This window comes from Acinetobacter soli (assembly GCF_000760595.1).
Lineage (GTDB): Bacteria > Pseudomonadota > Gammaproteobacteria > Pseudomonadales > Moraxellaceae > Acinetobacter > Acinetobacter soli.
This window is the reverse complement of record NZ_BBNM01000007.1, coordinates 64,511-91,028: the sequence shown is the minus strand read 5'-3', so window position 1 is coordinate 91,028 and position 26,518 is coordinate 64,511. Positions and strand designations below refer to the sequence as shown.

The 26,518-nt window shown below is 42.4% G+C and carries 25 protein-coding genes and 1 other RNA gene; 20 read left to right on the top strand and 6 right to left on the bottom strand.

Going from position 1 to position 26,518, the window contains the following annotated elements; all coding sequences use genetic code 11:
* Positions 1-19 precede the first annotated feature (19 nt).
* Entirely contained in the window at positions 20-1,558 is a 1,539-nt protein-coding gene (gene ilvA, locus Aso01_RS09950) for a threonine ammonia-lyase, biosynthetic (protein ID WP_004936741.1), read from the bottom strand.
* Positions 1,559-1,663: 105 nt separating this feature from the next.
* Between ilvA and rpiA the strand changes: the two genes are divergently transcribed.
* The 7 genes from rpiA to Aso01_RS09915 all read left to right on the top strand — a co-directional run bounded on the left by rpiA (position 1,664) and on the right by Aso01_RS09915 (position 8,110).
* A complete protein-coding gene (gene rpiA, locus Aso01_RS09945; protein ID WP_004936744.1) occupies positions 1,664-2,335 on the top strand; it encodes a ribose-5-phosphate isomerase RpiA in 672 nt (223 codons plus the stop codon).
* 2 nt (positions 2,336-2,337) lie between these two features.
* A complete protein-coding gene (locus Aso01_RS09940; protein WP_004936746.1) occupies positions 2,338-3,012 on the top strand; it encodes a YgjP family zinc-dependent metalloprotease in 675 nt (224 codons plus the stop codon).
* A 149-nt stretch (positions 3,013-3,161) separates the two neighbouring features.
* A complete protein-coding gene (gene argC, locus Aso01_RS09935) occupies positions 3,162-4,211 on the top strand; it encodes an N-acetyl-gamma-glutamyl-phosphate reductase (RefSeq protein WP_004936749.1) in 1,050 nt (349 codons plus the stop codon).
* A 77-nt stretch (positions 4,212-4,288) separates the two neighbouring features.
* Positions 4,289-5,041: a DUF6776 family protein gene (locus Aso01_RS09930; RefSeq protein WP_004936753.1), complete on the top strand. Its 753-nt coding sequence runs from the start codon at positions 4,289-4,291 to the stop codon at positions 5,039-5,041.
* Positions 5,042-5,059: 18 nt separating this feature from the next.
* Positions 5,060-5,473 (top strand): ATP-dependent Clp protease adapter ClpS, encoded by a 414-nt coding sequence (clpS, locus tag Aso01_RS09925; protein WP_004936756.1) that lies wholly within the window; start codon positions 5,060-5,062, stop codon positions 5,471-5,473.
* 9 nt (positions 5,474-5,482) lie between these two features.
* Positions 5,483-7,759 (top strand): ATP-dependent Clp protease ATP-binding subunit ClpA, encoded by a 2,277-nt coding sequence (gene clpA, locus Aso01_RS09920; RefSeq protein WP_004936759.1) that lies wholly within the window; start codon positions 5,483-5,485, stop codon positions 7,757-7,759.
* On the top strand, positions 7,760-8,110 hold the full coding sequence (locus Aso01_RS09915) for a YnfA family protein (protein ID WP_004936763.1): 351 nt from the start codon (positions 7,760-7,762) through the stop codon (positions 8,108-8,110).
* A gap of 66 nt (positions 8,111-8,176) precedes the next feature.
* Here the strand turns inward: Aso01_RS09915 and argF are convergent, their stop codons facing one another.
* The 4 genes from argF to glnL form a co-directional block, all read right to left on the bottom strand.
* Complete coding sequence (gene argF / locus Aso01_RS09910; RefSeq protein WP_004936766.1) at positions 8,177-9,097, bottom strand: ornithine carbamoyltransferase; 921 nt, start codon at positions 9,095-9,097, stop codon at positions 8,177-8,179.
* 100 nt (positions 9,098-9,197) lie between these two features.
* Positions 9,198-9,854, bottom strand: coding sequence for a TetR/AcrR family transcriptional regulator (locus Aso01_RS09905; RefSeq protein WP_004936770.1), 657 nt, complete (start codon positions 9,852-9,854; stop codon positions 9,198-9,200).
* A gap of 130 nt (positions 9,855-9,984) precedes the next feature.
* Positions 9,985-11,460 carry a nitrogen regulation protein NR(I) gene (glnG, locus tag Aso01_RS09900; RefSeq protein WP_004936774.1) on the bottom strand — a complete coding sequence of 492 codons (1,476 nt, stop codon included), beginning with the start codon at positions 11,458-11,460 and terminating at the stop codon, positions 9,985-9,987.
* Positions 11,447-12,556, bottom strand: coding sequence for a nitrogen regulation protein NR(II) (glnL, locus tag Aso01_RS09895; RefSeq protein WP_004936777.1), 1,110 nt, complete (start codon positions 12,554-12,556; stop codon positions 11,447-11,449). Before glnL ends, glnG begins: the two co-directional genes overlap by 14 nt.
* A 340-nt stretch (positions 12,557-12,896) precedes the next feature.
* Here glnL and rimO point away from each other — a divergent pair, with 340 nt between their 5' ends.
* From rimO to lpxA, 12 genes are all read left to right on the top strand, one after another.
* Positions 12,897-14,240 carry a 30S ribosomal protein S12 methylthiotransferase RimO gene (rimO, locus tag Aso01_RS09890; RefSeq protein ID WP_004936780.1) on the top strand — a complete coding sequence of 448 codons (1,344 nt, stop codon included), beginning with the start codon at positions 12,897-12,899 and terminating at the stop codon, positions 14,238-14,240.
* Positions 14,241-14,293: 53 nt separating this feature from the next.
* The gene (gene pyrH / locus Aso01_RS09885) at positions 14,294-15,025 is read left to right on the top strand and encodes a UMP kinase (protein WP_004936781.1); all 732 of its coding nucleotides are present in this window, start codon (positions 14,294-14,296) and stop codon (positions 15,023-15,025) included.
* Between the two features lie 77 nt (positions 15,026-15,102).
* On the top strand, positions 15,103-15,657 hold the full coding sequence (gene frr, locus Aso01_RS09880; protein ID WP_004936784.1) for a ribosome recycling factor: 555 nt from the start codon (positions 15,103-15,105) through the stop codon (positions 15,655-15,657).
* 6 nt (positions 15,658-15,663) lie between these two features.
* Positions 15,664-16,413 carry a polyprenyl diphosphate synthase gene (uppS, locus tag Aso01_RS09875; protein ID WP_004936789.1) on the top strand — a complete coding sequence of 250 codons (750 nt, stop codon included), beginning with the start codon at positions 15,664-15,666 and terminating at the stop codon, positions 16,411-16,413.
* A 2-nt stretch (positions 16,414-16,415) separates the two neighbouring features.
* Positions 16,416-17,240 carry a phosphatidate cytidylyltransferase gene (locus Aso01_RS09870; RefSeq protein WP_004936791.1) on the top strand — a complete coding sequence of 275 codons (825 nt, stop codon included), beginning with the start codon at positions 16,416-16,418 and terminating at the stop codon, positions 17,238-17,240.
* Positions 17,241-18,437 (top strand): 1-deoxy-D-xylulose-5-phosphate reductoisomerase, encoded by a 1,197-nt coding sequence (ispC, locus tag Aso01_RS09865; RefSeq protein ID WP_004936795.1) that lies wholly within the window; start codon positions 17,241-17,243, stop codon positions 18,435-18,437.
* Between the two features lie 4 nt (positions 18,438-18,441).
* Entirely contained in the window at positions 18,442-19,797 is a 1,356-nt protein-coding gene (gene rseP / locus Aso01_RS09860; protein WP_004936798.1) for an RIP metalloprotease RseP, read from the top strand.
* 40 nt (positions 19,798-19,837) lie between these two features.
* A complete protein-coding gene (gene bamA, locus Aso01_RS09855) occupies positions 19,838-22,324 on the top strand; it encodes an outer membrane protein assembly factor BamA (protein ID WP_004936801.1) in 2,487 nt (828 codons plus the stop codon).
* Positions 22,325-22,372: 48 nt separating this feature from the next.
* Positions 22,373-22,873, top strand: a complete 501-nt coding sequence (locus tag Aso01_RS09850; RefSeq protein WP_004936804.1) for an OmpH/Skp family outer membrane protein — start codon at positions 22,373-22,375, stop codon at positions 22,871-22,873.
* 3 nt (positions 22,874-22,876) lie between these two features.
* Complete coding sequence (lpxD, locus tag Aso01_RS09845; RefSeq protein ID WP_004936807.1) at positions 22,877-23,947, top strand: UDP-3-O-(3-hydroxymyristoyl)glucosamine N-acyltransferase; 1,071 nt, start codon at positions 22,877-22,879, stop codon at positions 23,945-23,947.
* 6 nt (positions 23,948-23,953) lie between these two features.
* Complete coding sequence (gene fabZ / locus Aso01_RS09840; protein ID WP_025094871.1) at positions 23,954-24,439, top strand: 3-hydroxyacyl-ACP dehydratase FabZ; 486 nt, start codon at positions 23,954-23,956, stop codon at positions 24,437-24,439.
* Positions 24,436-25,224 (top strand): acyl-ACP--UDP-N-acetylglucosamine O-acyltransferase, encoded by a 789-nt coding sequence (gene lpxA, locus Aso01_RS09835; protein ID WP_004936813.1) that lies wholly within the window; start codon positions 24,436-24,438, stop codon positions 25,222-25,224. The genes fabZ and lpxA overlap by 4 nt, the downstream gene beginning before the upstream one ends.
* 43 nt (positions 25,225-25,267) lie before the next feature.
* Here the strand turns inward: lpxA and Aso01_RS09830 are convergent, their stop codons facing one another.
* Positions 25,268-26,113, bottom strand: coding sequence for a YbgF trimerization domain-containing protein (locus Aso01_RS09830; RefSeq protein ID WP_004936815.1), 846 nt, complete (start codon positions 26,111-26,113; stop codon positions 25,268-25,270).
* A gap of 306 nt (positions 26,114-26,419) precedes the next feature.
* Here Aso01_RS09830 and ffs point away from each other — a divergent pair.
* Positions 26,420-26,516, top strand: an RNA gene (gene ffs, locus Aso01_RS09825) — signal recognition particle sRNA small type.
* The last annotated feature ends 2 nt before the right edge of the window (positions 26,517-26,518 follow it).

The following is a 26,518-nucleotide window of genomic DNA, read 5'->3' as shown; positions in this document are numbered from 1 at the left end:
TTTTTATAGCTAGATCGCTTTATTTAAGAAAGCGTTTATAGCCGGCATTGTGAGTAATTTCTTCGTATGGATAATTGATTTGTTCGAGCGTCTGAATCAATACGTCAGGATTTTCCTGCACATCAGTTGCCTGTAATCCAACCAGTACGCGACCTTCCGCTGCGCCGTGGTTTCGATAATGAAACAGACTGATATTATGTGATGGACCTAAACGTTCCAAGAAGGTCAATAATGCACCCGGGCGCTCAGGGAATTCAACACGAAATAGACGTTCGTTAGCAATGTTGGCATGACCGCCAATTAAATAGCGAATATGGAGTTTAGCCACCTCATCGTCAGACAAATCATCCACATCATATTGGCTTTTGAGTAATTCATGAATGTCATGACGCTCTTTTTCACCCGATTTTAAGCTAATGCCGACAAAAACCTGAGCGGCATCACTGTCACTGGCACGGTAGTTAAACTCAGTAATATTACGACCATGGAGTGCGCGGCAGAAATTTAAAAATGCACCTTTTTGCTCTGGAATGCTCACCGCAAAAATTGCTTCTTTACGTTCACCAAGTTCGGTACGCTCTGCGATATAGCGCAGACGGTCAAAATTCATATTGGCGCCGCAAACAATCGAGACAATATTTTTATGACTTAAATTATGTTGCTCGATATATTTTTTGATGCCTGCCAGCGCCATTGCACCTGATGGCTCAACGATACTGCGGCACTCGTCATAAGTATCTTTAATGGCTGCACATATTTCATCGGTATTGACCAAGACCACATCACGCTCAACGATTGGGCCAGAGTTGTCAGATTTTTGCAATTGAATCACTTCAAAGGGTTTTTCACCAATTTGTGCAACTGCGGTTCCATCTGCAAACAGCCCCACCTGTGGAAGCACCACACGCGCATTGTGTTCAAATGCCGCTTTCAAACATGCAGATTCATCATATTCAACTGGAATGACTTTAACATGGGGGGCTACATCGCCTAAATACGCCGCAACACCTGCAATCAGGCCGCCACCGCCCACAGCCACAAACACATATTCGACATCTCGCCACTGGCGCAAAATTTCATTGCCAATCGTTCCTTGACCTGCCATGACCAGCTCGTCGTCATAAGGAGGAATAAACGTCATGCCTTCATCTTGAGCACGCTGAATGGCGTATTTATTGGCAACATCGAACGAATCACCATGCAACACCACATCGCCACCCAAACGTTTAACCGCTTGAACCTTAATGTCTGGCGTTGTTTTTGGCATCACGATAATGGCGCGAATTCCCAGTTTTTGACCAGATAGCGCCACGCCTTGTGCATGATTGCCTGCCGAAGCCGTAATCACACCGCGTTCAAGCTGTGATTTGGGTAACTGGCTGATACGGTTATAGGCACCTCGTAACTTAAACGAAAAAACGGGCTGTAAGTCTTCACGTTTAAAGCGAATATTGTTGTTTAGTTTTTCACTAATTCGTGGCGCTGCTTCGAGTGGAGTTTCGATTGCAACGTCATAGACCGTTGCTTGTAAAATTTGTCGAACCAAACGAGACAGCATGTTAATTTTCCATGTAACAGTTTAAAATAGCCGCTTATTGTAACAAACCCCTGCACATTTGCGTTTTAAAATTGCGCAAAAGGTGAAAAAAAGTTGAGTGATGTCATGAGTCTATATGCTACCCAAGATGAGAAAAAACAAGCAGCAGCGAAAGCTGCTTTAAAACACTTACCTAAAGGGGGCATTTTAGGAGTGGGAACCGGAAGTACAGTCAATTTTCTGATTGAACTTTTACCTGAACTACAGCTTGAAGCAGCGGTTGCCAGCTCGGAAGCCACAGCTAAACGCCTAAAAGAATTGGGCATAGAAGTGCTCGACATGAACCATGTGGGCGGTTTAGACGCATATGTCGATGGTGCCGACGAAATTGATCGTCACATGCACATGATTAAAGGTGGCGGTGCCGCGCTCACACGTGAAAAAATTGTGGCATCAATTGCAAAGAAATTTGTATGTATCGTAGATGATTCAAAATGGGTTGAACAGTTGGGTCGTGAGTTCCCGTTGCCTGTTGAAGTGATCCCTATGGCGCGCTCTGCTGTTGCGCGTAAACTGGTGAGTCTTGGCGGCGATCCTGTTTACCGTGAAGGTGTAGTCACAGATAATGGTAATGTGATTTTGGATGTATACAACCTGAATATCCTCAATGCGATTGAGCTTGAGAAAACCATTAATGATATTCCAGGTGTGGTGACCAATGGTATTTTTGCCCTAAATGCTGCAACCATTGCAATTGTTGCAACAAATAACGGCATTGAAGAGCGCACAGCGTCTTAAAGATGACTGATCTTCCCGAGATCAAAATTGTCAAACACGTAAGGGCAAAACGCTTGCGCTTACGTGTTGGACCAGACGCGGTGCGCCTCACCGTTCCCGTCTTTTGTACTCAAAAACAGATTCAAGCGTTTTTAGCGCAATCACAAACATGGCTTGAAAAAACGTGGCAGCAGCAAATGCAGCAACGAAATGCTGCTATTTCCAGTTCATCTGAAGCCCTGACTTTTTTTAATGATTCGACCTATCGAATTGTTGAGCATGAGGCGATCAAACTCTATCATTTCGATCACGACAACCAGCAATTACTCATTAACGCGGCCCATCGGGCATACGCCTTAAAAGAGGCCACCTTTAATTACGCCAAACAAGTTTTGCCTGACTACTTAATGCAGATCAGCCGCGAGACTACACTTTCTTTCAATGGATGCGCGATCCGTCGACCTAAAACACGATGGGGCAGTTGCACCGCTCAAAAAGATATCATGCTGCATGCTGGCTTGGTGCTCATGGATATTGCTGTTGTGCGGTATGTGTGTATTCACGAATTAGCACACACGCGTCATTTTAATCATGGTCCCGAGTTTTGGACAGAAGTACAGCGTCATGACCAAGCCTTTCAAAAACATCGACAACGCCTGAAACAGACGCAGTTGCCACACTGGTGGTACAGCGCATAACGTAATTTGGTTGGTGGATTGCCAGTAATAAATACGGATTCACTTCAATCATTCCAATAAAAAATCACAGTGCGTTCGATAAATAGTTTTGAAAATCAGTACATCCTGTCATACTAGGCAACATTCTGTTGAACTTTGAGGTAAGACACGTGATTTCTGTCGGAATTGTAGGTGGAACTGGTTATACGGGCGTTGAATTGCTGCGCTTATTGCTTCGTCATCCACAGGTAACTGTTCGTGTGTTAACGTCACGTACAGAGGCAGGAAAGCGTGTTTCAGAGATGTTTCCAAGTTTACGAGGACATACTGACCTTGAATTTTCCGACCTCAATGAAGATCTTTTAAAACAATGCGATGTGGTCTTTTTTGCGACACCGCATGGTGTAGCCATGAAGCATGCCAAAGTATTGGTTGAGTCGGGCGTAAAAGTGATTGATCTTGCCGCTGACTTTCGTTTGCAAAATCTTGAGCAATTCGAAAAGTGGTATGGCCTACAGCACGAATGTCCAGATGTTTTAAAATCATCGGTCTATGGTTTACCTGAATTAAACCGTGAAAAAATTAAGACGGCGCAGGTGGTGGGTAATCCTGGATGTTATCCGACTACGGTACAGTTAGGTTTGGCGCCACTTTTACAAGCCGATGTAGCCCTGATTAAGCCATCAAGTATTATTGTGGATGCCAAATCGGGTGTTTCTGGAGCAGGGCGTAAAGCCAGCCTAGGCATGATTTACACTGAAAATGCAGATAACTTCAAAGCTTACGGAGTTGCAGGGCATCGTCATCATCCAGAAATTGTGGAAGCGCTTGAAAATATCTCAGGGCAAACTGGCGTATTTGATCAGCTTTTGTTTGTACCGCATTTGGTGCCAATGATCCGTGGCATGCTTAGCACCATTTACGTCGACCTGACCGATGAAGGTGCAAACAGTGATTTGCAATCTTTATACGAAGTGTATTATGCACACGAACGATTTGTCGATGTGATGCCAGCCAATAGCTCGCCAGAAACCCGAAGTGTTCGTGGTTCGAATGAGCTTAGAATCGCGCTGTACAAGCCTCAGCCAAATAAACTGATCATATTGTCGGTACAAGATAATTTGGTGAAAGGGGCTGCTGGCCAAGCAGTACAAAATATGAATTTAATGTTCAACTTCGATGAAGCAACCGGTCTGGACGGGATTGGTTTGCTGCCATAAAAACAGCTTAAGACTTCACACACATTTAAATTTCGATTTAAATGTGTGTCAGGCACTATCTTTAAATCGAGATTGCGATGCAAGACACCGAACACGTGGCGACTTTGTCTGATCAACGATCACCCAAAAAGCCATTTTTGAAAACAAACTTACCTCTGGCGATTGCGGCAGTTGTTTTGATTGCAGGAAGCTTTACCTTGGGGTATACAGTAGGTAACCGCCAGGGCTTGACTGTTGTTGGCTACGACGCCGATGCAGCTCAACTGGTGGATGTGGTTCAAAAGCAAAAAACATCACTTGATTCAGTCAATAAGAGCCTGAATGCGGCGGTGCAAGAGCGCGATGTTGCAGTAGACAATGCCAATAATTTGTATCAAGCATTAACACAAGCGAAAAATGACAATGCACAAATGATGAATATGAGTGCATTTTATCGTGAAGTGTTACGTTTGAGAGGTGGATTGCCTCTGACGATTCAAAATATTGCGGTGAAACCTTTGCCTGAAAATGCCTATGAATATCAGGTAGATTTGGTTCAGGTGAGTCCGGGTAAACAACGTGCGATCGGCAGTATCGAATTGCGCTTGATTCAAGGTACTGAAGTGTTGGTCGTTCCAATGAACGACAAAAACTTCAATTTTTATGATTATGAGCGTTTAACAGGACGCTGGACAATGCCTAATGGATTTACACCGCAATTTATTGAGGTGCGAATTACAGATAATGGCGCGCCAGTAGTTAAACGGTTTAGCTGGCAGCGAGGGAAACCTGTCGAGTCATCTTCGGCCTTTGTGGGCGAGATCCCACAAGCTGAAGCAAATGCAAATTAATTGTGAATACAAGAGTCTATGCGAACATACAAGCGCCAAATTAGTTTAAATGAAGTCAAAGCATCCTTTTATCAGACAGGATATGTTGACTGGCACATCAATCCACGCTTGGGTGATTCGCAAACCGATGCGCCCGATGGTGATCTTGCTGTCAAGACTGCTCCCCCAGAATTAAAGCGTCCACCCCTTTATGCTGTCGTTTTAATGAACGATGACTACACCCCAATGGACTTTGTAATTGAAATTTTACAACAATACTTTGCATTGAATCTTGACCAAGCCACTCAAGTAATGCTAACAGTACATTATGAGGGAAAAGGTGTTGCTGGCGTATATCCAAGAGACATCGCGGAAACGAAAGCAAACCAAGTTAATAACTATGCTCGGTCTCAAGGTCATCCATTACTTTGTCAGATTGAGCCCAAAGATTAAGGGGGTCGTATGCTCAGTCGTCAATTAGAGGTGTCCTTACGTTTGGCTGTAAGCATGGCTCGTCAAAAAAGGCATGAGTTTCTCACTGTAGAACACTTATTGCTGGCTTTGCTCGATAATGATTCAGCAGTCAATGCACTTAAAGCATGTGGCGCAGACATCGTGTCATTACGTAAAGAACTAGAAGAATATGTGGAGCAACATACACCAAAACTTGGGGAAAATAGCGAGCAAGCACCGCACCCCACTGAAAGTTTTGATCGTATTTTGCAGCGCGCGATTTTCCATGTGCAATCAAGCGGTGGAGATCGTACAGTCGAAGGTGCCGACGTGCTGGTTGCGATGTATTCCGAGCGCGATTCCTTTGCGGTTTATTTGCTCAAACGTCATCAAATTAATCGTTTGACCCTGACTCAGTATTTATCTCACGGTACACGTAAAGATGAATCGCAGTCTGAAGAAGAAGTAGAAGACATCGAAGGTGAAAGTTCAGCTTCGTCTAATGCAGGCCCTCTAGAGCAATTTACACTTAATCTGAACAATGAAGCGCTCAAAGGCAAAACCGATCCGCTGATTGGTCGCGAAAAAGAAATTGAACGCACGGCTCAAATCTTATGTCGTCGTCGCAAAAATAATCCACTTCTAGTGGGTGATCCGGGTGTGGGTAAAACCTCAATTGCAGAAGGATTGGCATGGCTAATTGTAAATGGTAAAGCACCTAAGCCACTAGCTAATGCTGAAGTGTACAGTCTTGATATCGGTGCGTTAGTCGCGGGTACTAAGTACCGTGGTGATTTTGAAAAACGCCTTAAACAGCTACTCAATGCACTCAAGAAAAATCCAAATGCAATTTTGTTTATCGATGAAATTCACATGATTATCGGGGCTGGCTCAAGCATGGGCAGCACCATGGATGCTTCGAATCTCATCAAACCAGCGTTAGCAAATGGAACTCTGCGTTGCATTGGTTCGACCACTTTCCAAGAATATCGTCAGGTATTTGAAAAAGATCATGCTTTATCGCGTCGTTTCCAAAAAATCGATGTAAACGAGCCAAGTATCCAAGAAACGATTGATATTTTACGTGGTCTAAAAACGAAGTTTGAAGACTTTCATCATGTGGAGTATGACGATAAGGCCTTAGTTGCTGCCGTAGAGCTTTCTTCGAAATTTATTAATGATCGTTTCTTGCCAGATAAAGCAATCGATGTGATTGATGAAGCCGGAGCGCAGCGCCGTCTGAAAGCAGAACTTGATGACAGCTTGATTACGGTCGAGAACATCGAAGATATTGTTTCTAAAATTGCGCGAATTCCGCCTAAAACGGTATCGAAAGATGACAAAGCAGTGCTTGAATATCTGGAACGCGATTTAAAACGCGTGGTATTTGGTCAAGACGAAGCCATTACTGCACTTGCTTCTGCCATTAAACTGTCTCGTGCAGGTCTGAAAGCACCAGATAAGCCTGTCGGTAATTTTGTATTTGCTGGCCCAACCGGGGTGGGTAAAACCGAAGTCACCAAACAGCTTGCAAAACTTTTAGGTGTCGAACTGGTTCGCTTTGATATGTCGGAGTATATGGAGCGTCACGCGGTATCTCGTTTAATCGGTGCGCCTCCTGGATATGTCGGTTATGATCAAGGTGGTTTACTGACAGATGCAATTCATAAAAATCCGCACTGTGTATTGCTACTCGATGAAATTGAAAAAGCGCATCCAGATGTCTTTAATTTGTTGCTTCAAGTGATGGATCATGGTTCTTTAACCGACAACAACGGACGCAAATCTGATTTTAGAAACGTGATTATCGTGCTCACAACGAATATTGGTGCTGAAAGTATTTCACGCAACAGTATTGGTTTTACCGAGCAAGACAACAGCAACGATAACCAAGAGGCCATGAAGCGCGCATTCTCTCCAGAGTTCCGTAACCGTCTTGATGGTGTGATTCAGTTTAAAGCATTACCAACAACAGTGATTGAGTCAGTAGTAGATAAGTTTCTTACTGAGCTTCAAGCGCAACTCGATGATAAGAGAGTGGTACTTGAGGTGGATCAGTCTGCACGTGACTGGCTCGCGGCCAACGGGTATGATCGCTTAATGGGTGCACGTCCTATGCAGCGTTTAATCCAAGAGCATTTGAAAAAGCCACTGGCTGAAATGATTCTATTTGGTGAACTGGCCGATCATGGCGGTAACGTTGCGGTATCTGTTAAAAAAGAAGACGGTAAAGAGGTTGGATTACAGCTTTCCGTATTTGAGGACCAAACGGCAGAACCTGCATAAATGTTATTAGAAGACTTCTCTGCAACCCGAATACTCAGTGTATTCGGGTTGTTTTTTGTGACTGCGGTTGCAGAAATTCTTGGTTGTTATTTCCCTTATCTGATTTTAAAAGAGGGTAAGTCGGCTTGGCTCTGGATTCCAACGGCCTTGAGTTTGGCTCTTTTCGTTTGGTTGCTGACGTTGCATCCCGCAGCCTCAGGGCGTATTTATGCGGCTTATGGTGGAATCTATATTTTTACGGCACTCATGTGGCTGAGGTTTGTAGATCAAGTTGCTCTAACGCGTTGGGATCTATTGGGTGGAGCAGTGGTTTTACTTGGTGCAAGTCTGATTATTTTGCAACCCAAATAGCGCTCAATTAAATTTTATGCAAAAAAAAGCCTGATATTGGAGATCAGGCTTTTTTAAAATTTATGCTTAAGATCGCTTTAAATTTTCATTCAATAAAAATTCCATCAATGCTTTTTGTGCATGCAATCGGTTTTCAGCTTCGTCCCATACCACAGAGCTTTTATGATCGAGCATGTGTTCAGAAATTTCTTCACCACGATGTGCCGGTAGGCAATGCATAAATAGACAATCTGGATGAGCAAGTTCCATCAGTTTTTCATTGACTTGAAATGCGGCAAAAGCTGCTTCACGTAACTTTTGTTCTTCTTCTTGTCCCATGCTGGCCCACACGTCGGTCACGATCAAATCTGCATTTACAGCCGCATCTTCAGCATTATTAAATACTTCAACACAGTGCGCAAATTCAGCCATAAATTCAGGTTTTGGTTCATAACCTTTAGGTGCACCAACCTTTAATTTAAAGCCCATCATGTGCGCAGCTTCAATATATGAATTACACATGTTATTGCCGTCGCCAATCCATGCAACGGTTTTGCCTTGAATACTTCCACGATGTTCTTGATAGGTTTGAAGATCTGCAAGTAACTGACATGGATGATGATCATCTGTCAGACCATTGATCACAGGTACAGAAGAGTAAGATGCAAAGCGCTGCACAACATCGTGACCAAAGGTGCGAATCATGACAATATCAAGCATGCTTGAAATAACGCGTGCAGAATCTTCGATCGGTTCACCACGGCCTAGTTGTGTATCACGTGGTGAAAGAAAAATTGCACTTCCACCAAATTGAGCTATTCCTGCTTCAAATGAAATTCGAGTTCGTGTGCTTGATTTCTCAAAAATCATTCCCAACACTTTACCTTTAAATGGCTGAAACAGTTCATTATTGTGTTGCTGGCGTTTTAGTTCGCTTGCTCGATCAAGGAGATTCTTTAATTCAGTAGAAGAAAGATCGCGTAAAGTAAGAAAGTGCCGTAGAGCCATGGTTACTCCACAATAATTGTTTTATAACAATTAGTTGCTGGTTGGTGAACGAAAAAAACAATCGATTAATATACTATATGATACAAAAAATGCAAAAAAATTAGTTTAATTTGTGCGCGTTTAAAAAAAGATCAACGCAATAATCGATGTGTTCGTGAATGTCCTCACAATCGGTCGTTAAAGGAACCCCCATAATAATCTTCCATTCAATATTTCGAAGGATACCAAAGTACATCATGGCTGAATTTAAGGGTTTTTTGCACTCAATCTGTCCTTTTTCTGCGGCATATTGCAGTGCATCAGCAATGCATTTTTGAATATATTCTGGACCTTTTTGGTGCAAGTACAGGGCTAGATCTGGATTACGCTGTGACTGCTCGATTAATAAACGCATAAAAGCAGAATTTTCTGTGCAGGTAATTTTGGCAAAGAAGTTATATAAGGTGCTGGTTAAAAAGGAACGAAGATCATCCTGTTGAGCGTCGTAAGAGGCACAGATATTTTTGAAAAAAAGTTCGCGACGATAATCACAAATCGCAGTAAACAAACCTTCTTTACTACCAAAGTATTTATAAATCGAGGCTTTCGATCCACCTGCATGATTTACGACATCATCTAAAGACACCGCATCATACCCTTTTTCAAGAAACAGTTCTGTTGCACTAAGTAATAAAGCCAGCCAGCGCTCATGCCCCCGACGTGTTAAGGGGAGATCGCACTTTGTCGGGCAGGTTTGTCGTGTCATCTGTTTAGACATAAAAAAGGAGGGTAATACTAATCGTGTATTTAAGTATAACAAATTGTTTGATGTTGTGCTTTTGGGGCTGGTGCAGGGGTTGAGAGGTTTTTAAAGTGAGAGCCCACATGTGACTCTCACTTTAAAGTATTTAGATTTCAGATTCTTCTTCTACGTCGTCTTCAGCCGCAATACCGAGCTCTTTAAGCTTTCGGGTAAGAGTGTTTCGACCCCAGCCAAGTAACTCAGCAGCATGGCGTTTTCGACCACGAGTTTGTTGCAATGCCGCGTTAATGAGTGTTCTTTCAAACATTGGCGTGGCAATATCCAAAATTTTCATCTCACCATTTTTGAGCTTTTGAATCGCCCATTGGCCTAGTAGCTCATCCCAGTGATGTAGAGAAATGCGATCAAAGTTTGGTGTCGCAATATTTGTATCTGCTGATTTCTGGATCGGGATTTGTTTGAGTTCAGAAGGTAAATCTTCCGGATAAACTTCTCGGCCAGTAATCATGACCGTCAACCAGCGGCACGTGTTTTCGAGCTGACGCACATTACCTGGCCATGGTAGTTGCTGCATATAGTCAGTTGTTTCGGTACGCAAAATCTTTGGACTCACCCCAAGCTCTTTTCCAGCTCGGGCAAGAAAGTGCTGCGCCAGCATTGGAATGTCTTCGCTGCGGTGGGCCAGCTTAGGAATATGAATACGAATCACGTTTAAACGATGATACAAGTCTTCACGGAAGCGTCCTTCATTCACCAGTTTTTCTAGATCTTGATGCGTTGCTGCAACAATACGTACATCGACCTTAACTGGAATATGGCCACCTACACGATAAAACTCGCCATCTGCAAGTACGCGAAGTAGTCGTGTTTGCGTTTCAAATGGCATATCGCCAATTTCATCTAAAAATAACGTACCACCATTGGCCTGTTCAAAGCGGCCTTGACGCTGTGTATTGGCACCAGTGAAAGCACCTTTTTCATGACCGAACAACTCGGTTTCAATTAAGTCCTTTGGAATGGCGGCCATGTTGAGCGCAATAAAGGGTTTGCTGCTACGTGGCGAATGCTTATGCAATGCATGTGCAACTAGTTCTTTTCCGGTTCCCGATTCGCCATTGATCAACACAGTGATATGCGACTGAGAAAGGCGCCCAATTGCTCTGAATACTTCCTGCATGGCAGGCGATTCGCCAATGATTTCAGTTGATTGAGCAACCGATGCTGACTTGCTGGCTTCTTGTTGCTGTAATTTATTGATATGCAAGATGGCACGATTGACCAGTGCAAGAGCTTCATCGATATCAAATGGCTTAGGTAAGTATTCAAAAGCACCCGTTTGATAGCTAGACACAGCCGATTCAAGATCTGAATGCGCTGTCATAATAATCACAGGTAAATCTGGATTGCTGTTTTTGACTTTACCTAGAAAAGTAAGGCCATCGATACCTGGCATACGGATATCGGTTAAGATCACATCCGGTGCATCGTCGAGTAATTGGTCAAGCGCAGTCTGAGCTTCTTCAAAACTGGTGACATCAAAACCTTCTTCTTTAAAGGTTTTCTCTAAGACCCAGCGCATGGCGCGATCGTCGTCAATTACCCATATTTTATTTCGCGACATGGTCTGTCTCCCAAGGTAGATATAAGCTAAATACAGTTTTTCCGGGTACAGATTGGCATTCAATCATCCCGTTGTGTTGATGCATAATATTTTGAGCAATACTCAAGCCCAGTCCTGTGCCTTTGGCGCGCCCAGTAACCAGTGGGTAAAATACAGATTCAATAATATCTTGCGGAATACCCGGGCCATTGTCTTCTATATCAATTCGAATGGCTGAGCGATTTAATACCCCATTAATGGTCACTAGTCGTTGAATACGCGTACGTAAAGATAAATGTGGAGCTTCTTCAACGAAAAATTCCTTATTTTCTGTCATGGCTTGAATGGCATTTACACTAATATTCAGCATGACTTGAATGAGTTGATCGCGATCTGCTTTGACATCTGGCAGTGAGAGATCGTAGTCGCGCGTAATCTTAATTTTCTTTTTGGTTTGATTGACTATTAGTGAGCGCACACGCTCTAAAGGCTCGTGCACATTGACGTCTTCATAACTTGGTAGCTGTCTCGAACCCAGCATGGTATCGGCCAGATTACGAAGACGATCCACTTCGCTGATAATAATATCGGTAAACTCTTCGTATTTCGGATCGTTAAGACTACGTGCCAGAAGTTGAGTTGCGCCGCGAATACCACCAAGCGGATTTTTGATTTCGTGAGCAACGCCACGAATCAGTTGCCGTGCAACTTGATGTTGCTGAATAAAGTTTTCTTCTTTAGAAATTTTCAGCATCCGATCAATCGGATTTAACTCGATCAATAGCAATGGATGATACGGTTTGCCGGTATTGAGCTGTGAAACGGTGTAGTCGACATGAATGTCTTTGAAATTGACATTAATTACCGCCTCACGCCGCGTATAATGCTGCCCAGAATTCAGGGTGTTTAAAAGCGCCTCGTAGGTATTAAAGGTATCATCAGGTGCATGCATTAAGTTAATGGCAGGTTGACCGGCAGCCCTTAATAGGCTGATGTCGAATAGTGCTTCACAGGATGAGTTCAAATAAAACACATTCAGATTGCTATCGACCAATAAAATAGCAGTGGTCATATTGTCCACTAAAAGTCGGTAGTCGATAGTCGGTTGGTGATCCATTAGCGGAAGTATCCTGTTTTAAAATGGCGCAATGGCATCTTGTTAAAAAATATCTGTCCTTGTTATGAGATATATCCGAAGCAAAATGCACGCCAACTTTGCCAATTAAAGTGCAATAGCAATATTTTTGAGTTAAAAATGTGCTACATGGTCTATTAGTGAATTTTTTTAACACATTCTTAGCGTCATGATCTGTAATTATGCATTTAATTGGTGCATTTTGATGAAAATATAAATTTTTATGAATTATTTTGGTGCGCTAATGAATCGTTAATGAATCGACCTGTTTTTCTTTTCAGAAACATCATACAATACGCGGATTCTAGTGGAGTGCAGATTCATGAAATCCCCCAAAGTCGGTTTTGTATCTTTAGGTTGTCCTAAGGCATTGGTAGATTCTGAACGAATTTTAACTCAGTTGCGTACTGAAGGTTATGAAGTAGCATCGAATTACGATGGTGCAGATTTAGTTGTTGTGAATACCTGTGGTTTCATTGAATCTGCAGTACAAGAGTCATTAGATGCGATTGGCGAAGCCATGAATGAAAATGGCCGTGTAATTGTGACAGGATGCTTGGGTAAAGACGAAGACAAAATCCGTCAAATGCACCCAAATGTGCTTAAAGTCACTGGTGCAGCAGCGTATCAAGATGTGATGGAAGCGGTACACGAGTATGTGCCTGCGCCGCCTAAACATAACCCGTTTATCGATTTAGTTCCAGAGCAAGGTATTCGTCTTACACCAAAGCATTATGCGTACTTGAAGATTTCAGAAGGCTGTAATCATCGTTGCACCTTTTGTATCATTCCAAGCATGCGTGGTGATTTAGTATCGCGTCCAGTTGGATCGGTGCTTGAAGAGGCCGCAGCGCTCAAGCGTTCTGGCGTTAAAGAAGTTTTGGTGATCTCACAAGATACGTCTGCTTATGGTGTCGATACCAAATACAAGCTTGATTTCTGGAACGGTCAACCTGTAAAAACCAAATTTTACGACATGTGTGAAGCCTTGGGTCAGATGGGTATCTGGGTACGCTTACATTATGTTTATCCCTATCCGCATGTCGATGCCGTAATTGATTTGATGGCTCAAAGCAAAATTTTGCCGTATTTAGATATTCCTTTTCAGCACGCCAGTCCGCGCATCTTAAAATTGATGAAGCGACCAGCCCATAGTGAAAATACTTTAGAGCGTTTAAAAGTATGGCGTGAAAAATGCCCGGATCTCGTCATTCGATCAACCTTTGTGGTCGGTTTCCCGGGTGAAACTGAAGAAGATTTCCAAATTTTATTAGAATGGCTTAAAGAGGCCCAGCTCGATCGCGTAGGTTGCTTTACCTATTCACCTGTTGAAGGTGCGACAGCAAACGATTTGCCAGATCATGTTCCAGAAGAGATTAAGCAAGATCGTTACGAGCGTTTTATGCAAGTTCAGCAAGAAATTTCGGCTGCCAAATTGCAAAAGCGTATCGGTCAAACCATGACTGTTTTGGTGGATGATCTTGAAGATGAATTTCCAGTAGCAGTGGCTCGCTCTTATGCTGATGCACCTGAAATCGATGGGAACGTATTTGTCGAAGATATTGATAAGTCCATGATTCAGCCTGGCCAGTTGCTGGAAGTGGAAATTACCGACGCTGACGAATATGACTTATATGCCAAGCTGATCAAGATCAAAGCAGCTTAGTTGCGCGTTAACAAACAGAATTCAATTTAAACATCGCATTTTGGAGCATAATTATGGCTGATACGAACAGTCCTCGTTATTCACGAATTTTGTTAAAGCTGTCGGGCGAAGCATTGTCAGGCAATAAAGATATGGGAATCGATGCTCAAGTGCTCGATCAAATGTCTTTATCGATTGCACACTTGGTCGGCTTGGGTGTGCAGGTTGGTATCGTGGTTGGTGGTGGTAACCTATACCGTGGCAGTCAATTGCAAAAAGATGGTTTGGTAGGCCGTGTAACTGGCGATCAAATGGGCATGCTGGCGACGGTCATGAATGGTCTAGCGATGCGCGATGCACTAGTACGCCGTAACATTAAAACTCGTTTGATGTCTGCTTTGTCGATTGGTACTGTGGTAGAACCATACTCAAGTCGTGATGCAATTCGTTATTTGGGTCAGGGTGAAGTCTGTGTATTTGTAGCAGGTACCGGAAATCCATTTTTTACAACGGATACAGCTGCATGTTTGCGCGGTATTGAGATTGAAGCTAATCTTATTTTAAAAGCCACAAAAGTTGATGGTGTTTATAATAAAGATCCAAGTAAATACGATGATGCTGTTAAGTACGATCAATTGAGCTTTGATCAAGTGCTTGACGAAAAACTCGGTGTAATGGATTTGACTGCGATTTGCTTATGCCGTGATCATAATGTGCCGTTACAAGTATTCGATATGAATAAGCCAGGTGCATTATTGTCGGTTATCATGGGTGAAAAAGAAGGAACCCACGTCACCAACAGATGACGGCGCCTTTAAAGCTCTTTATACTAGCCCACTAATTTAGTTTTACACTTTTTGAATGAATAAGTAAGGAAGATCATATGATTAACGATCTCAAACAAGACAGCGAACAGCGTATGCAAAAAACTCTAGAATCGCTAGAGCAAGGTTTTGCAAAAGTTCGTACAGGTCGTGCACATCCATCAATTTTAAATGGTGTCATGGTTCCTTACTATGGTTCAGATGTGCCGCTTAATCAGGTTGCAAACGTGGGTGTTGAAGATTCACGTACGCTTATTGTTCAGCCATTTGAACGTACGATGGTATCTGCAATTGACAAAGCGATTCGTGAAAGTGACTTGGGTTTAAACCCAATCACTGCAGACGCGATTCGTGTGCCGTTACCCGCTTTGACTGAAGAAACACGTCGTGACATGCAAAAAGTTGCACGTACAGAAGCTGAAAATGCCAAAGTCGCGATCCGTAATATTCGTCGTGATGTACTTGGTGATATCAAAGCATTGTTGAAAGAAAAAGAAATTTCTGAAGATGATGAGCGCCGTGCAGGTGATGATATTCAAAAAATTACCGATAAATATGTTGCTGAAGTTGATAAGCGTTTAGCAGCAAAAGAAGCAGAATTGATGAAGGTCTAAGTTTTTATGACCTTATTAGAAGAGCACCATCTTCCAAAACATGTTGCCATCATTATGGATGGCAACAACCGTTTTGCCAAAAAAAATCAAATGCAAAAAGGAGATGGTCATCGAGAGGGTAAAAATAGTTTAGACCCGATCGTTGAGCATTGCCGTTCAAGAGGAATTCAGGCCTTAACGGTCTTTGCTTTTTCGAGTGAAAATTGGAATCGTCCGCAAATTGAAGTCGATTTGCTGATGAAGCTTCTCGAGGAGGCGATTCATGAGCAATTGCCTCGCATGCGTAAATTCAATATTCAGTTGCAGTTTATTGGTGATCGTTCGCGGTTATCTCCTCATTTACGTGATCTTATGCGAAGTGCAGAGCAAGAAACAGCAAGTTTTAGCTCCATGACGCTAACCATTGCTGTGAGCTATGGTGGGATGTGGGACATTGCAGAGGCGGCAAAACAAATTGCCAGTGATGTACACGCGGGTCATCTGGATATTGGACAAATTGACGCTTCCTTATTTGGTCAGTATGTTAGTCTGAACGAGCTTCCACCAGTCGATTTATTGATTCGAACTGGAGGCGATTATCGGTTGTCTAACTTTTTGCTTTGGCAGGCTGCCTACGCAGAGCTTTACTTTACAGAAACATTGTGGCCAGAGTTTTCAACTCAAGAGTTCGACCACGCATTAGATGTTTTTGCTGGCCGTGAACGCCGTTTTGGTAAAACATCAGAGCAAATCCAACAAGATAAAATTGAGAATTAATAATGTTAGAGCGGATCCTAACCGCGTTGGTGTTAGTGGCAGTGGTGCTGATCTGCATGTTTGCTACCCAATCGCATTATCCTATGTTTGGATTGATGATCTTAGCGGCAGGTGTTGCAGGCTATGAGTGGTTCAAGCTTATGCCAAGAACCACACCACATGTGGTCAAGCCTAAAGCATGGTGCTATGGTGCTGTAGTTGCACTGATTGCAGGGCTGGCGTTATTTTATAATGACGTGGCACTCTTACTATGGTCGGCATCCATTTTGACATGGTTGGTGAGTAGCTTCTGGGTGAAATCTTATCCGGAGTACGATGGCTGGTACAACGCGACATTGTATATACTTGGTCTAATTCTGGTGAGTGCTGCTGTTACTGCGATCTTTGAGGTATGGAAAGCATCTCCGTGGTGGCTGATGTATCTATTTCTTCTGGTTTGGGGCGCAGATACTGGTGCTTACTTTGTTGGGCGTAAATTTGGTAAGCGAAAACTTGCACCAACGGTCAGTCCAAATAAATCAATCGAGGGGTTGATTGGTGGTGTAGTGATCACGGTTGTCGTGATTATTGTGGTTGAGTTCTTTTATCTAGATCTATCCCTTGCACAACATATTCTTTTTCTGATTCTATCTTTATTGACTGTATTTGCCTCTGTTTTAGGTGATTTGTTTGAATCCATGATTAAGCGTCGAGCGGGAATCAAGGATTCAGGACGTATTTTGCCAGGTCATGGTGGTGTACTCGACCGAATTGATTCATTGTTGGCTGCTGCTCCTGTTTTTGCTGCAGGAATTTATCTATTGAAGCTCATTGGTGTAGATTTATAAATGACACAATCTGTTTGTATATTGGGTGTGACTGGTTCGATTGGACAAAGCACTTTAAGAGTTTTAGAGCAGCATCCAGATCAATATTCAGTGTATGCCGTTACCGCATATAGTCGAATTGATGAACTACTGGCGATATGCAAACGGGTAAATCCTCAAGTTGTGGTGATTCCTGCTGAAAAAATTGTTCAGCTTAAACAGCTTTTTATCGATGCTCAACTTGAACACATTGAGATTCGGGTCGGATCTGAAGGTTTGATCAGTGTGGCTTCTGCTCCGGAAGTAGACATTGTGATGGCGGCCATTGTAGGTGCGGCGGGTTTGCTGCCAACACTCGCAGCAGTTAAGGCGGGTAAGCGTGTATTGCTTGCAAACAAAGAATCGCTGGTGATGTCTGGTGATATCATGATGCAGGCTGCTCGCGAACATCGTGCCTTATTGTTGCCTGTCGATTCAGAACACAATGCGATTTTTCAGTCTTTACCACATAATTACTTGAGTCTGTCCCCAACAGGATCTCCTCAGCTTGGTGTATCTCAAATTTTATTGACTGCATCGGGTGGGCCATTTCTGGATTATCCAGATGATTTGTTATCACAAGTAACTCCGCAACAAGCATGTAAACATCCAAACTGGTCAATGGGACAAAAAATTTCTGTTGATTCCGCTACACTCATGAATAAAGGGCTTGAGTTAATCGAAGCCTGTCATTTGTTTTCAATTTCTGAACATTTTGTTACAGTTGTCGTTCATCCACAAAGTATTATTCACTCCATGGTTCAATATGTAGATGGTTCTACGTTAGCGCAAATGGGGAATCCAGATATGTGTACACCAATTGCGCATGCACTGGCGTGGCCTGAGCGTATAGCAACAGATGTCCCTGCTCTGGATGTCTTTGCTCACGCGCAGTTGAATTTTAGACAGCCTGATACACAAAAGTTTCCTTCCTTAACGCTTGCCAGAGAAGCGATGCGATCTGGTGGTTTGGCGCCATGTATACTTAATGCAGCCAATGAAATTGCAGTTGAGGCATTTTTAAATCATAAAATAAAATTCACTTCGATACCGGAAGTGGTTGAGCATGTGCTGAATCACGTGCAAAATGATAAGGCAACCAGTATTGAGCATGTTCTAGAGATCGATGCTGCAGCACGACAGGTTGCAGGTCGTTACATCCAACAGATCAGAGGCTAGAAAGATGAGTGTATTGTATATTGTCATCGCTGCAATATTGCTGCTAGGTCCTCTTATTGCGATACATGAGTTTGGTCATTACTGGGTGGCCCGAAAACTGGGCGTGAAAGTTTTGGTCTATTCAATTGGTTTTGGGCCAACATTACTTAAATGGACGTCTAAAAAATCGGGCATACAGTATCAGCTTTCGGCGTTGCCGCTCGGTGGATATGTCAAGATGCTTGATGAGCGTGAAGGTAATGTTGCCGAGGCTGACTTGCCGTATGCGTTTAATCGTCAATCGCCATGGAAACGGATTGCAATTGTCGCGGCAGGCCCTTTGATTAACTTACTGTTTGCTGTGGTTTTGTTTTGGATTCTCTTTTTACCTTCACAAGAACAGCTCAATACGCGAATTGGGAAAGTTATTCCCAATACACCTGCAGCCGAAATGGGATTAAAAGCAGGTGATCAAGTTGTATCTGTCGATGGTAAAGAAACACCCACTTGGGAGCGTCTAAATTTTGCACTGGTTGATCGTGCAGGTGAAACGGGTCAAATCCGTGTCATGGTCAATGATCAGGGTACAGATAAAACGGTAAATTTGCCGATACAAGATTTTTTGAAAAATCAGAGCCAATCAGCGCTTGATGTACTTGGTTTTCTGCCGTATCGTCCAGCCATGCCAGCAGTCATTCATCAGTTGAGTGAGGATGGTGCTGCAATACGTCAGGGGATGAAGGTTGGAGATCGCATTTTAAGTATAAACGGCTTAAAGATGAACGATTGGTTCGATGTGGTCGATATTGTTCAAAAATCACCTGAGAAATTGCTTAATATAGATGTCTTACGCGAGGGGCAGCTTGTTCACTTACAAGTGATGCCACAAGGTAAACGTGACAGTATGGGTAATGTTACAGGAATGCTGGGTGTTCAGAGTAATCCTGGTAAGGTAACGATTCCTGCTGAATATAAGCAGTTAATTCAATATACTCCTATCCAGGCAATGGGTATGGCTGTTGATAAGACCGTGCAAATCTCTGGCATGATATTGAATTCCATTGTGAAAATGGTTCGTGGTTTGATTGGTCTTGAGAATTTATCAGGTCCGATTACAATTGCTAAAGTTGCAGGTCAAAGCGCAGAAATGGGCTGGCAAACATTTATCTCTTTTATGGCTCTCATGAGTGTGAGTTTGGGGATTTTAAACTTGCTGCCGATTCCTATGCTGGATGGAGGACATTTGGTTTATTACTTTATTGAAGCCATACGCGGTAAACCTGTTTCCGAACAAATACAAATGTTCGGTCTAAAAATTGGTATGGTACTGCTCGGTAGCATGATGCTTTTAGCGCTTTTTAATGATTTTATGCGTCTATAAACGCTGATATGGAAAAATTAACTTACTGGAAAAAACTGGCATGCGGCACACACATTTATTAATGCCTTTGGCACTTGTTAGTGCTATGGCAGCGGTACAACAAGCATATGCAGCAAATGGTTTCATTGCACGCGAAGTAAAAATAGAAGGCTTAGTCCGTCTTACACCTTCAAATGTTTACAATATGTTACCGATTAACAGTGGGGATCGTGTTGATGATCCTACGATTGCCGATGCCATTCGTACATTGTATGCAACGGGTCTTTTCGATGACATCAAAACCTATAAGCAAAACGATGTCCTCACCTTTAGAGTGGTTGAACGGCCAGTCATCTCTAAAATTGAATTTAAAGGCAATAAGCTTATTCCTAAAGAGGCCTTGACTGAAGGTCTGAAAAAAATGGGTGTGGTTGAAGGTGATGTGCTTAAAAGCTCAGCACTACAGACCATTGAAACGGAACTTGAGCAGCAATATGCGCAGCAAGGTCGCTATGATGCAGACATCAAAGTTGAGACCATCGCGCAGCCAAATAACCGTGTTGCTTTAAAGCTGGATTTCTATGAAGGAAAGCCTGCTAAAGTTGTCGAAATCAATCTGATTGGTAATACTGTATTTAGTGACAGTGATATCAAGCAAGCCTTTGCCATTAAAGAGAGCGGCTGGTCTTCAATTGTTACGCGTAATGATCGTTATGCACGTGAGAAAATGGCGGCAAGTCTTGAATCACTGCGCGCGCTTTATTTAAACAAAGGGTATATTAATTTCAATATTAATAACTCTCAGTTAAATATCAGCGAAGACAAGAAAAAAATCTTTGTTGAAGTATCAGTTACCGAAGGCAGTCAATTTAAATTTGGTCAAACCAAGTTTCTTGGCGATGCGCTTTATCAGCCACAAGAGTTAGAAGCTCTCAAAATCTATAAAGATGGTGATACTTACTCGCAAGAGAAAGTAAATGCTGTTAAACAATTGCTTTTGCGTAAATACGGTAATGCTGGTTATTACTTTGCAGAAGTGAATGTTGTTCCGCAAATCAATAATGAAACCGGTGTAGTTGATCTTAATTACTATATCAACCCGGGTCAGCAGGTTAAAGTTCGTCGTATCAATATTACGGGGAATACCAAAACCGCTGATGATGTATTGCGCCGCGAAATGCGTCAGATGGAAGGCGCACTTGCAAGTAACGAAAAAATTGACCTTTCAAAAGTGCGTCTGGAGCGTACAGGCTTCTTCAAAACAGTTGATATCAAGCCAGTTCGTGTACCAAACTCACCAGATGAAGTTGATCTTAATGTCAATGTAGAAGAGCAGCATTCAGGTTCTACAACCTTGGCTGTAGGTTATTCTCAAAGTGCAGGTATTACCTTCCAAGCAGGTTTAAGTCAAACCAACTTGCTCGGTACGGGGAATCGTTTTGCACTTGACTTGACTCGTTCGCAAACACAAGACTATTACAACTTAAGTGTTACAGACCCTTACTTTACCATTGATGGTGTAAGTCGTGGTTACAACCTTTACTACCGTAAAACCAAACTCAACGACGAATACACTGTTAATAACTATGTCACGGATAGTTTTGGTGGCAGTTTGTCATTTGGTTATCCAATTGATGAAAATCAAAGCTTAAGTGCATCTTTGGGTATCGATTCGACTAAAGTAAAAACTGGCCCGTATGTCTCTACTTATGTACGTGATTACTTATTGGCGAATGGCGGAAAAACGACAGGTACATCGACATATTGTACTGTTGATCTGACCGAAGCGAATAACTTTACGTGTCCTGCAGGATCGACGGTTACTTATGACTCTCAATTTGAGGGTGACTATCTCACTTATATCCTCAACTTAGGATGGTCATACAACACGCTGAATCGTCCGATTTTACCAACCTCAGGTACGTCACATCGTGTTAACCTTGAAGTAGGTTTGCCGGGTAGTGACGTCGATTACCAGAAGTTATCATACGATACGCAAGCCTATTTCCCACTAGGAAAAGACTTTGTACTCAGAGGCTACGGTAAACTTGGTTATGGCAATGATTTACCATTCTATAAAAACTTCTTTGCTGGTGGTTACGGTTCGGTACGTGGTTTCGAAAGTAGCACATTAGGTCCGCGTTATCCGGGTGTTGTTTATCAAGAATCTGGTAAGACTGATCCTGATTGGGAAGCAGTCGGTGGTAATGCACTGGTGCAGTTTGGTACAGAGCTTGCACTCCCTGTACCGTTTAAAGGTGACTGGGCGCGTCAGTTCAGACCAGTGATCTTTGCTGAAGGCGGTCAAGTTTTTGACACCAAATGTGATCTTCCATCTGGGAAATATTCGATTAATGGTGTAGATGCGAAGAAGTATTGTGAAGATAACTACGGCTTCGATCTGGGTAACCTCAGATATAGTGTGGGTGTAGGCTTTACGTGGATTACGATGATTGGTCCATTATCTTTGAGTTATGCATACCCACTTAACAAAAAAGATGGTGACGATACACAATCGATCCAATTTGAAATTGGCCGTACTTTCTAAAGTACGGTTCACTTTTGATCTGTATGTTTTCCTGATTAAGGAACAGTTATGAATAAAATGAACAAAATTTTACTGGTTCTCGGTATTGCATCATCGGGTCTTACACATGCTGCTGGTATTGGAGTGGTTGATCTGGCTCGCGTAGTCGATAACAGCACCTATCTAAAACAGCAAAATGCAAATTTGAACCAGTCGGTAAAGCCAAGTACAACGCGTTTAGAACAGTTGGGTAAAGAGCTTGATGCGCTTCGCCAAAAAGCTGAAACTGAAGGGCGGAGTATGAAAGAAGCTGATATTCAAAAGCTGAATCAACAGTATCAAGCCAAATTAAGTGAGTTTAATTCAACCCAGCAAAGCTTGCAGACCAAAGTTCAGGGTGGGTTGCAGAATATGAACAACACCTTTGAAGCACGTGTTAAACAAGCGGCTGAGCAACTCAGAAAAGAGAATAATCTGGATTATGTATTGAATAAAAATGCAGTGATCGCATCGGATACAAAAGATGATTTAACTGACAAGATGATTCAAAAAGTGAATGCAATTAAATAATCCATGAAAGTTCATCAATATTCTTTAGAAACATTGGCTCATCTTGTACAAGGTGAGCTTTTTGGTGATGCAGCACTGAAATTGTCGGGTTTGGCAAGCCTTGAGCATGCCGATAACCAACACATTGCCTTTGTGAATGGAGAAAAGTATCTTGATGCTGCAATTTCCACACAGGCCGGTGCACTCATTGTTCAGCAAGAGTTGAAAGAAAAGCTGACACAGCATCAGAATTTTATTGTTGTGGATAATCCCTATCTGGCATTTGCTAAATTGACGCATGTTTTTGAAAAAAAGCATACGCAAACTGGAATTGAAGCGACGGCCCAAATACATCCATCAGTCGTTGTTCCTGAAAATGTTTATATCGGCCATTATGTAGTCATTGGTGAAGACTGCAAGATTGGTGAAAATACCGTTATTCTTTCTCATACTGTGTTGGCAGATAATGTATCTGTTGGTCATAATTGTATGATCGATTCACATGTTTCTTTGCTTGAAGGCACCACAATTTTGGATCGTGTACGTATCCATGCCAATACCGTGATCGGCGGGGAAGGATTTGGTTTTGCGCCATATCAGGGCCGATGGCATCGTATTGTGCAATTAGGCAAAGTTCGAATCGGTAATGACGTGCGTATTGGTTCAAATTGCTGTATCGATCGTGGGGCACTTGATGACACTATTATTGAAGATGGCGTGATTATTGATAATCTTGTGCAAATCGCTCATAACGTGCATATCGGTGCGAATACTGCAATTGCAGCCAATTGCGGGATTGCAGGCAGTACCACAATTGGCAAAAACTGTATCCTTGCGGGTGCCTGTGGTGTGGTGGGTCACATCAACATTGCAGATAATGTGACGTTAACAGGAATGTCAATGGTCACAAAAAGTATTTCTGAAGCCGGAACTTATTCTTCAGGTACAGGTCTTTTGGACAATCATCATTGGAAACGTACAATTGTTCGCTTTAGACAATTAGCAGATGTGCCATTGACCCAAGTCATGAAACGACTCGATCATATACAAGCTCAAATTGAGTCTCTTGAATCAACTTTTAAATTGCGTAAATAGAATATGATGACTGAGTCAAACACTCCTGCGTTTACGATCCCTGAATTGCCAATGGACATTCAAAAAATTCGTGAATACTTACCGCACCGCTATCCATTTCTTTTGGTCGACCGTGTAACTGAAGTCGGTGAAAATAATATTGTAGGTTATAAAAACGTTTCGATTAACGAAGAGTTTTTTCAAGGCCATTTTCCAAACTATCCAATTATGCCTGGTGTTTTGATTGTCGAAGCACTGGCACAGGTAGCAGGTATTTTGGGTTTCATTATGAATAATGAAACACCAAAGCCGGGTTCTTTGTTTCTGTTTGCAGGCGCAGAGAAAGTACGTTTTAAAAAGCAAGTGGTTGCAGGTGACCAGCTGGTGTTAAAAGCTGAGCTTGTGATGCAAAAGCGTGGTATTTACAAGTACAATTGTATTGCGACAGTTGATGGTAAAGTCGCAACAACCGCTGAAATTATAGTTTCACATTTAAGAACAGAGCAGGCATGAGCAATAACGACCTAATTCATTCTACCGCTATTATTGATCCATCTGCTGTAATTGCAGCAGATGCTCAAATTGGGCCGTATTGTGTAATTGGTCCCAACGTCACGATTGGGGCTGGAACAAAACTTCATTCGCATGTCGTTGTTGGTGGTTTCACCCGAATTGGTGAGCATAATGAAATTTTTCAGTTTGCAAGCGTCGGTGAAGTGTGTCAAGACCTTAAATATCAAGGTGAAGAGACATGGTTGGAAATCGGCGATCATAACCTGATTCGTGAGCATTCTAGTCTGCACCGCGGTACAGTACAGGACAATAGCTTAACCAAAATTGGTAGCCACAACCTGTTGATGGTGAATACGCATATTGCCCATGATTGCCAAATTGGTGATCATAATATCTTCGCAAATAACGTGGGCGTTGCAGGTCATGTGCAAATTGGCAGCCATGTGGTTGTGGGTGGAAACTCAGGTATTCACCAGTTCTGTAAGATTGACTCGTATAGCATGGTAGGTGGTGCATCTTTAATTTTAAAGGATGTTCCAGCTTATGTTATGGTCTCTGGAAATCCAGCACATGCATTCGGTATGAATGTTGAAGGTATGCGTCGCAAAGGCTGGTCAAAGCATGTGATTCAATCTTTACGTGAAGCTTACAAGCTGATTTATAAGTCAGGATTGACCACTGAGCAGGCCATTGAAAAAATTCGTACCGATATCTTACCCGAAACGCCTGAAGTTGAACTTTTAATCGACTCAGTAACTTCTTCAAAGCGTGGTATTGTGCGTTAAGTCGTTAATAAAAAAAGACACTATCAAGTGTCTTTTTTTTGGCCTATTTGAAGTATTTTACTTCTTCGGCTTGAGGATAGGTTTTTAATAGCTTAGCCTTTAGTTGGTTGGCTGCTGTCGTGTTGTGTTCAACATCTTTGGCGATACTATACAGCTGGTAAAGTGAACGTGGCGCCTTGCTTGAGGTTGGATAGCGTTTTACGACAATATCATAATTCTTTTTAGCTTCTGAATAGTTCACCGGATCTGTAGCCAAGTTAAATTCTGCTAACCAGAAATAGGCATTCCCTGTATAGATGCTATTGGGGTGATTCTTGATAAAATTTTGCATGGGTGCAATCGCTTTTTTTGCACCGCCTTGTTTATAGGCATCTAAAGCAACTGTGTAAGCGGCTTTTTCAAGTTCTACTGGATCTTGTTGATTAGTAGTAGGTGTGGTGTTATTGCCAGCTGCAGCTGAATTTGAGGCATCTGAAAGCGCAATGGTGGTATTTGTAGGGGATGCTGTGTTTGTTGGGGAATTGGCAGGAGGTGCTGTATTCGACTGCGCATCTGGATCAGCAGCACTGCTATCAGGATCAAGTTTCTGATTCAATAACTCCAGTCGTTGATCAAGATCGGTATAGCGATTTTGTAAGTCATTCTTTAGTTTTTCAATTTCGTTGTCTTGTTCTTCTAATTTACCGCGTAAGCTACGAATCTCGTTTTCAAGCTGCTGGTTTTTTTGCATGAGCTCCCAGTTAATATTGATGGGTGCAGCAGGAGATGTACCAGATAAAGAACTACCAGTGTTTTGACTCAGACCGCGCGATTCAATGGGAATATTTGCATATGTTTGTGCGCCAATAGAAAGAAGAACGGCTGTAAAAAGCAAATGCTTGTTGAGCATAAGAGAATTCCATTTAAAAACTTAGAAAAATGCGCTATGCATAAGACGAGCAGAGTCATCTTAAATACTGTTGTCATTTCATGTAGTCATTAAAGCATTGGTATATAGAAATGCAAGATGTACTTACAAACTTGTAGCATTTTAATAAGTGAAAGTATGAAACGATTCAATTGGTTTAAATTTTGCCTTTAAAATGAATGAGCTGATGATGAATTCACCACTTGAAACTGATTTTGACTTAAAACCTTAATTAGTACTTGCAAGGCTTATAAAAATCTCTATACTCTGTTCTTGCAATGGTAGCCCTGCTGGTGGCTTCGCAATTGTACTCTGTGAACCCCGCCAGGACCGGAAGGTAGCAACGGTAGCAGATCTATAATGTGCCGAGGTTTTGCTAGTAGGGTT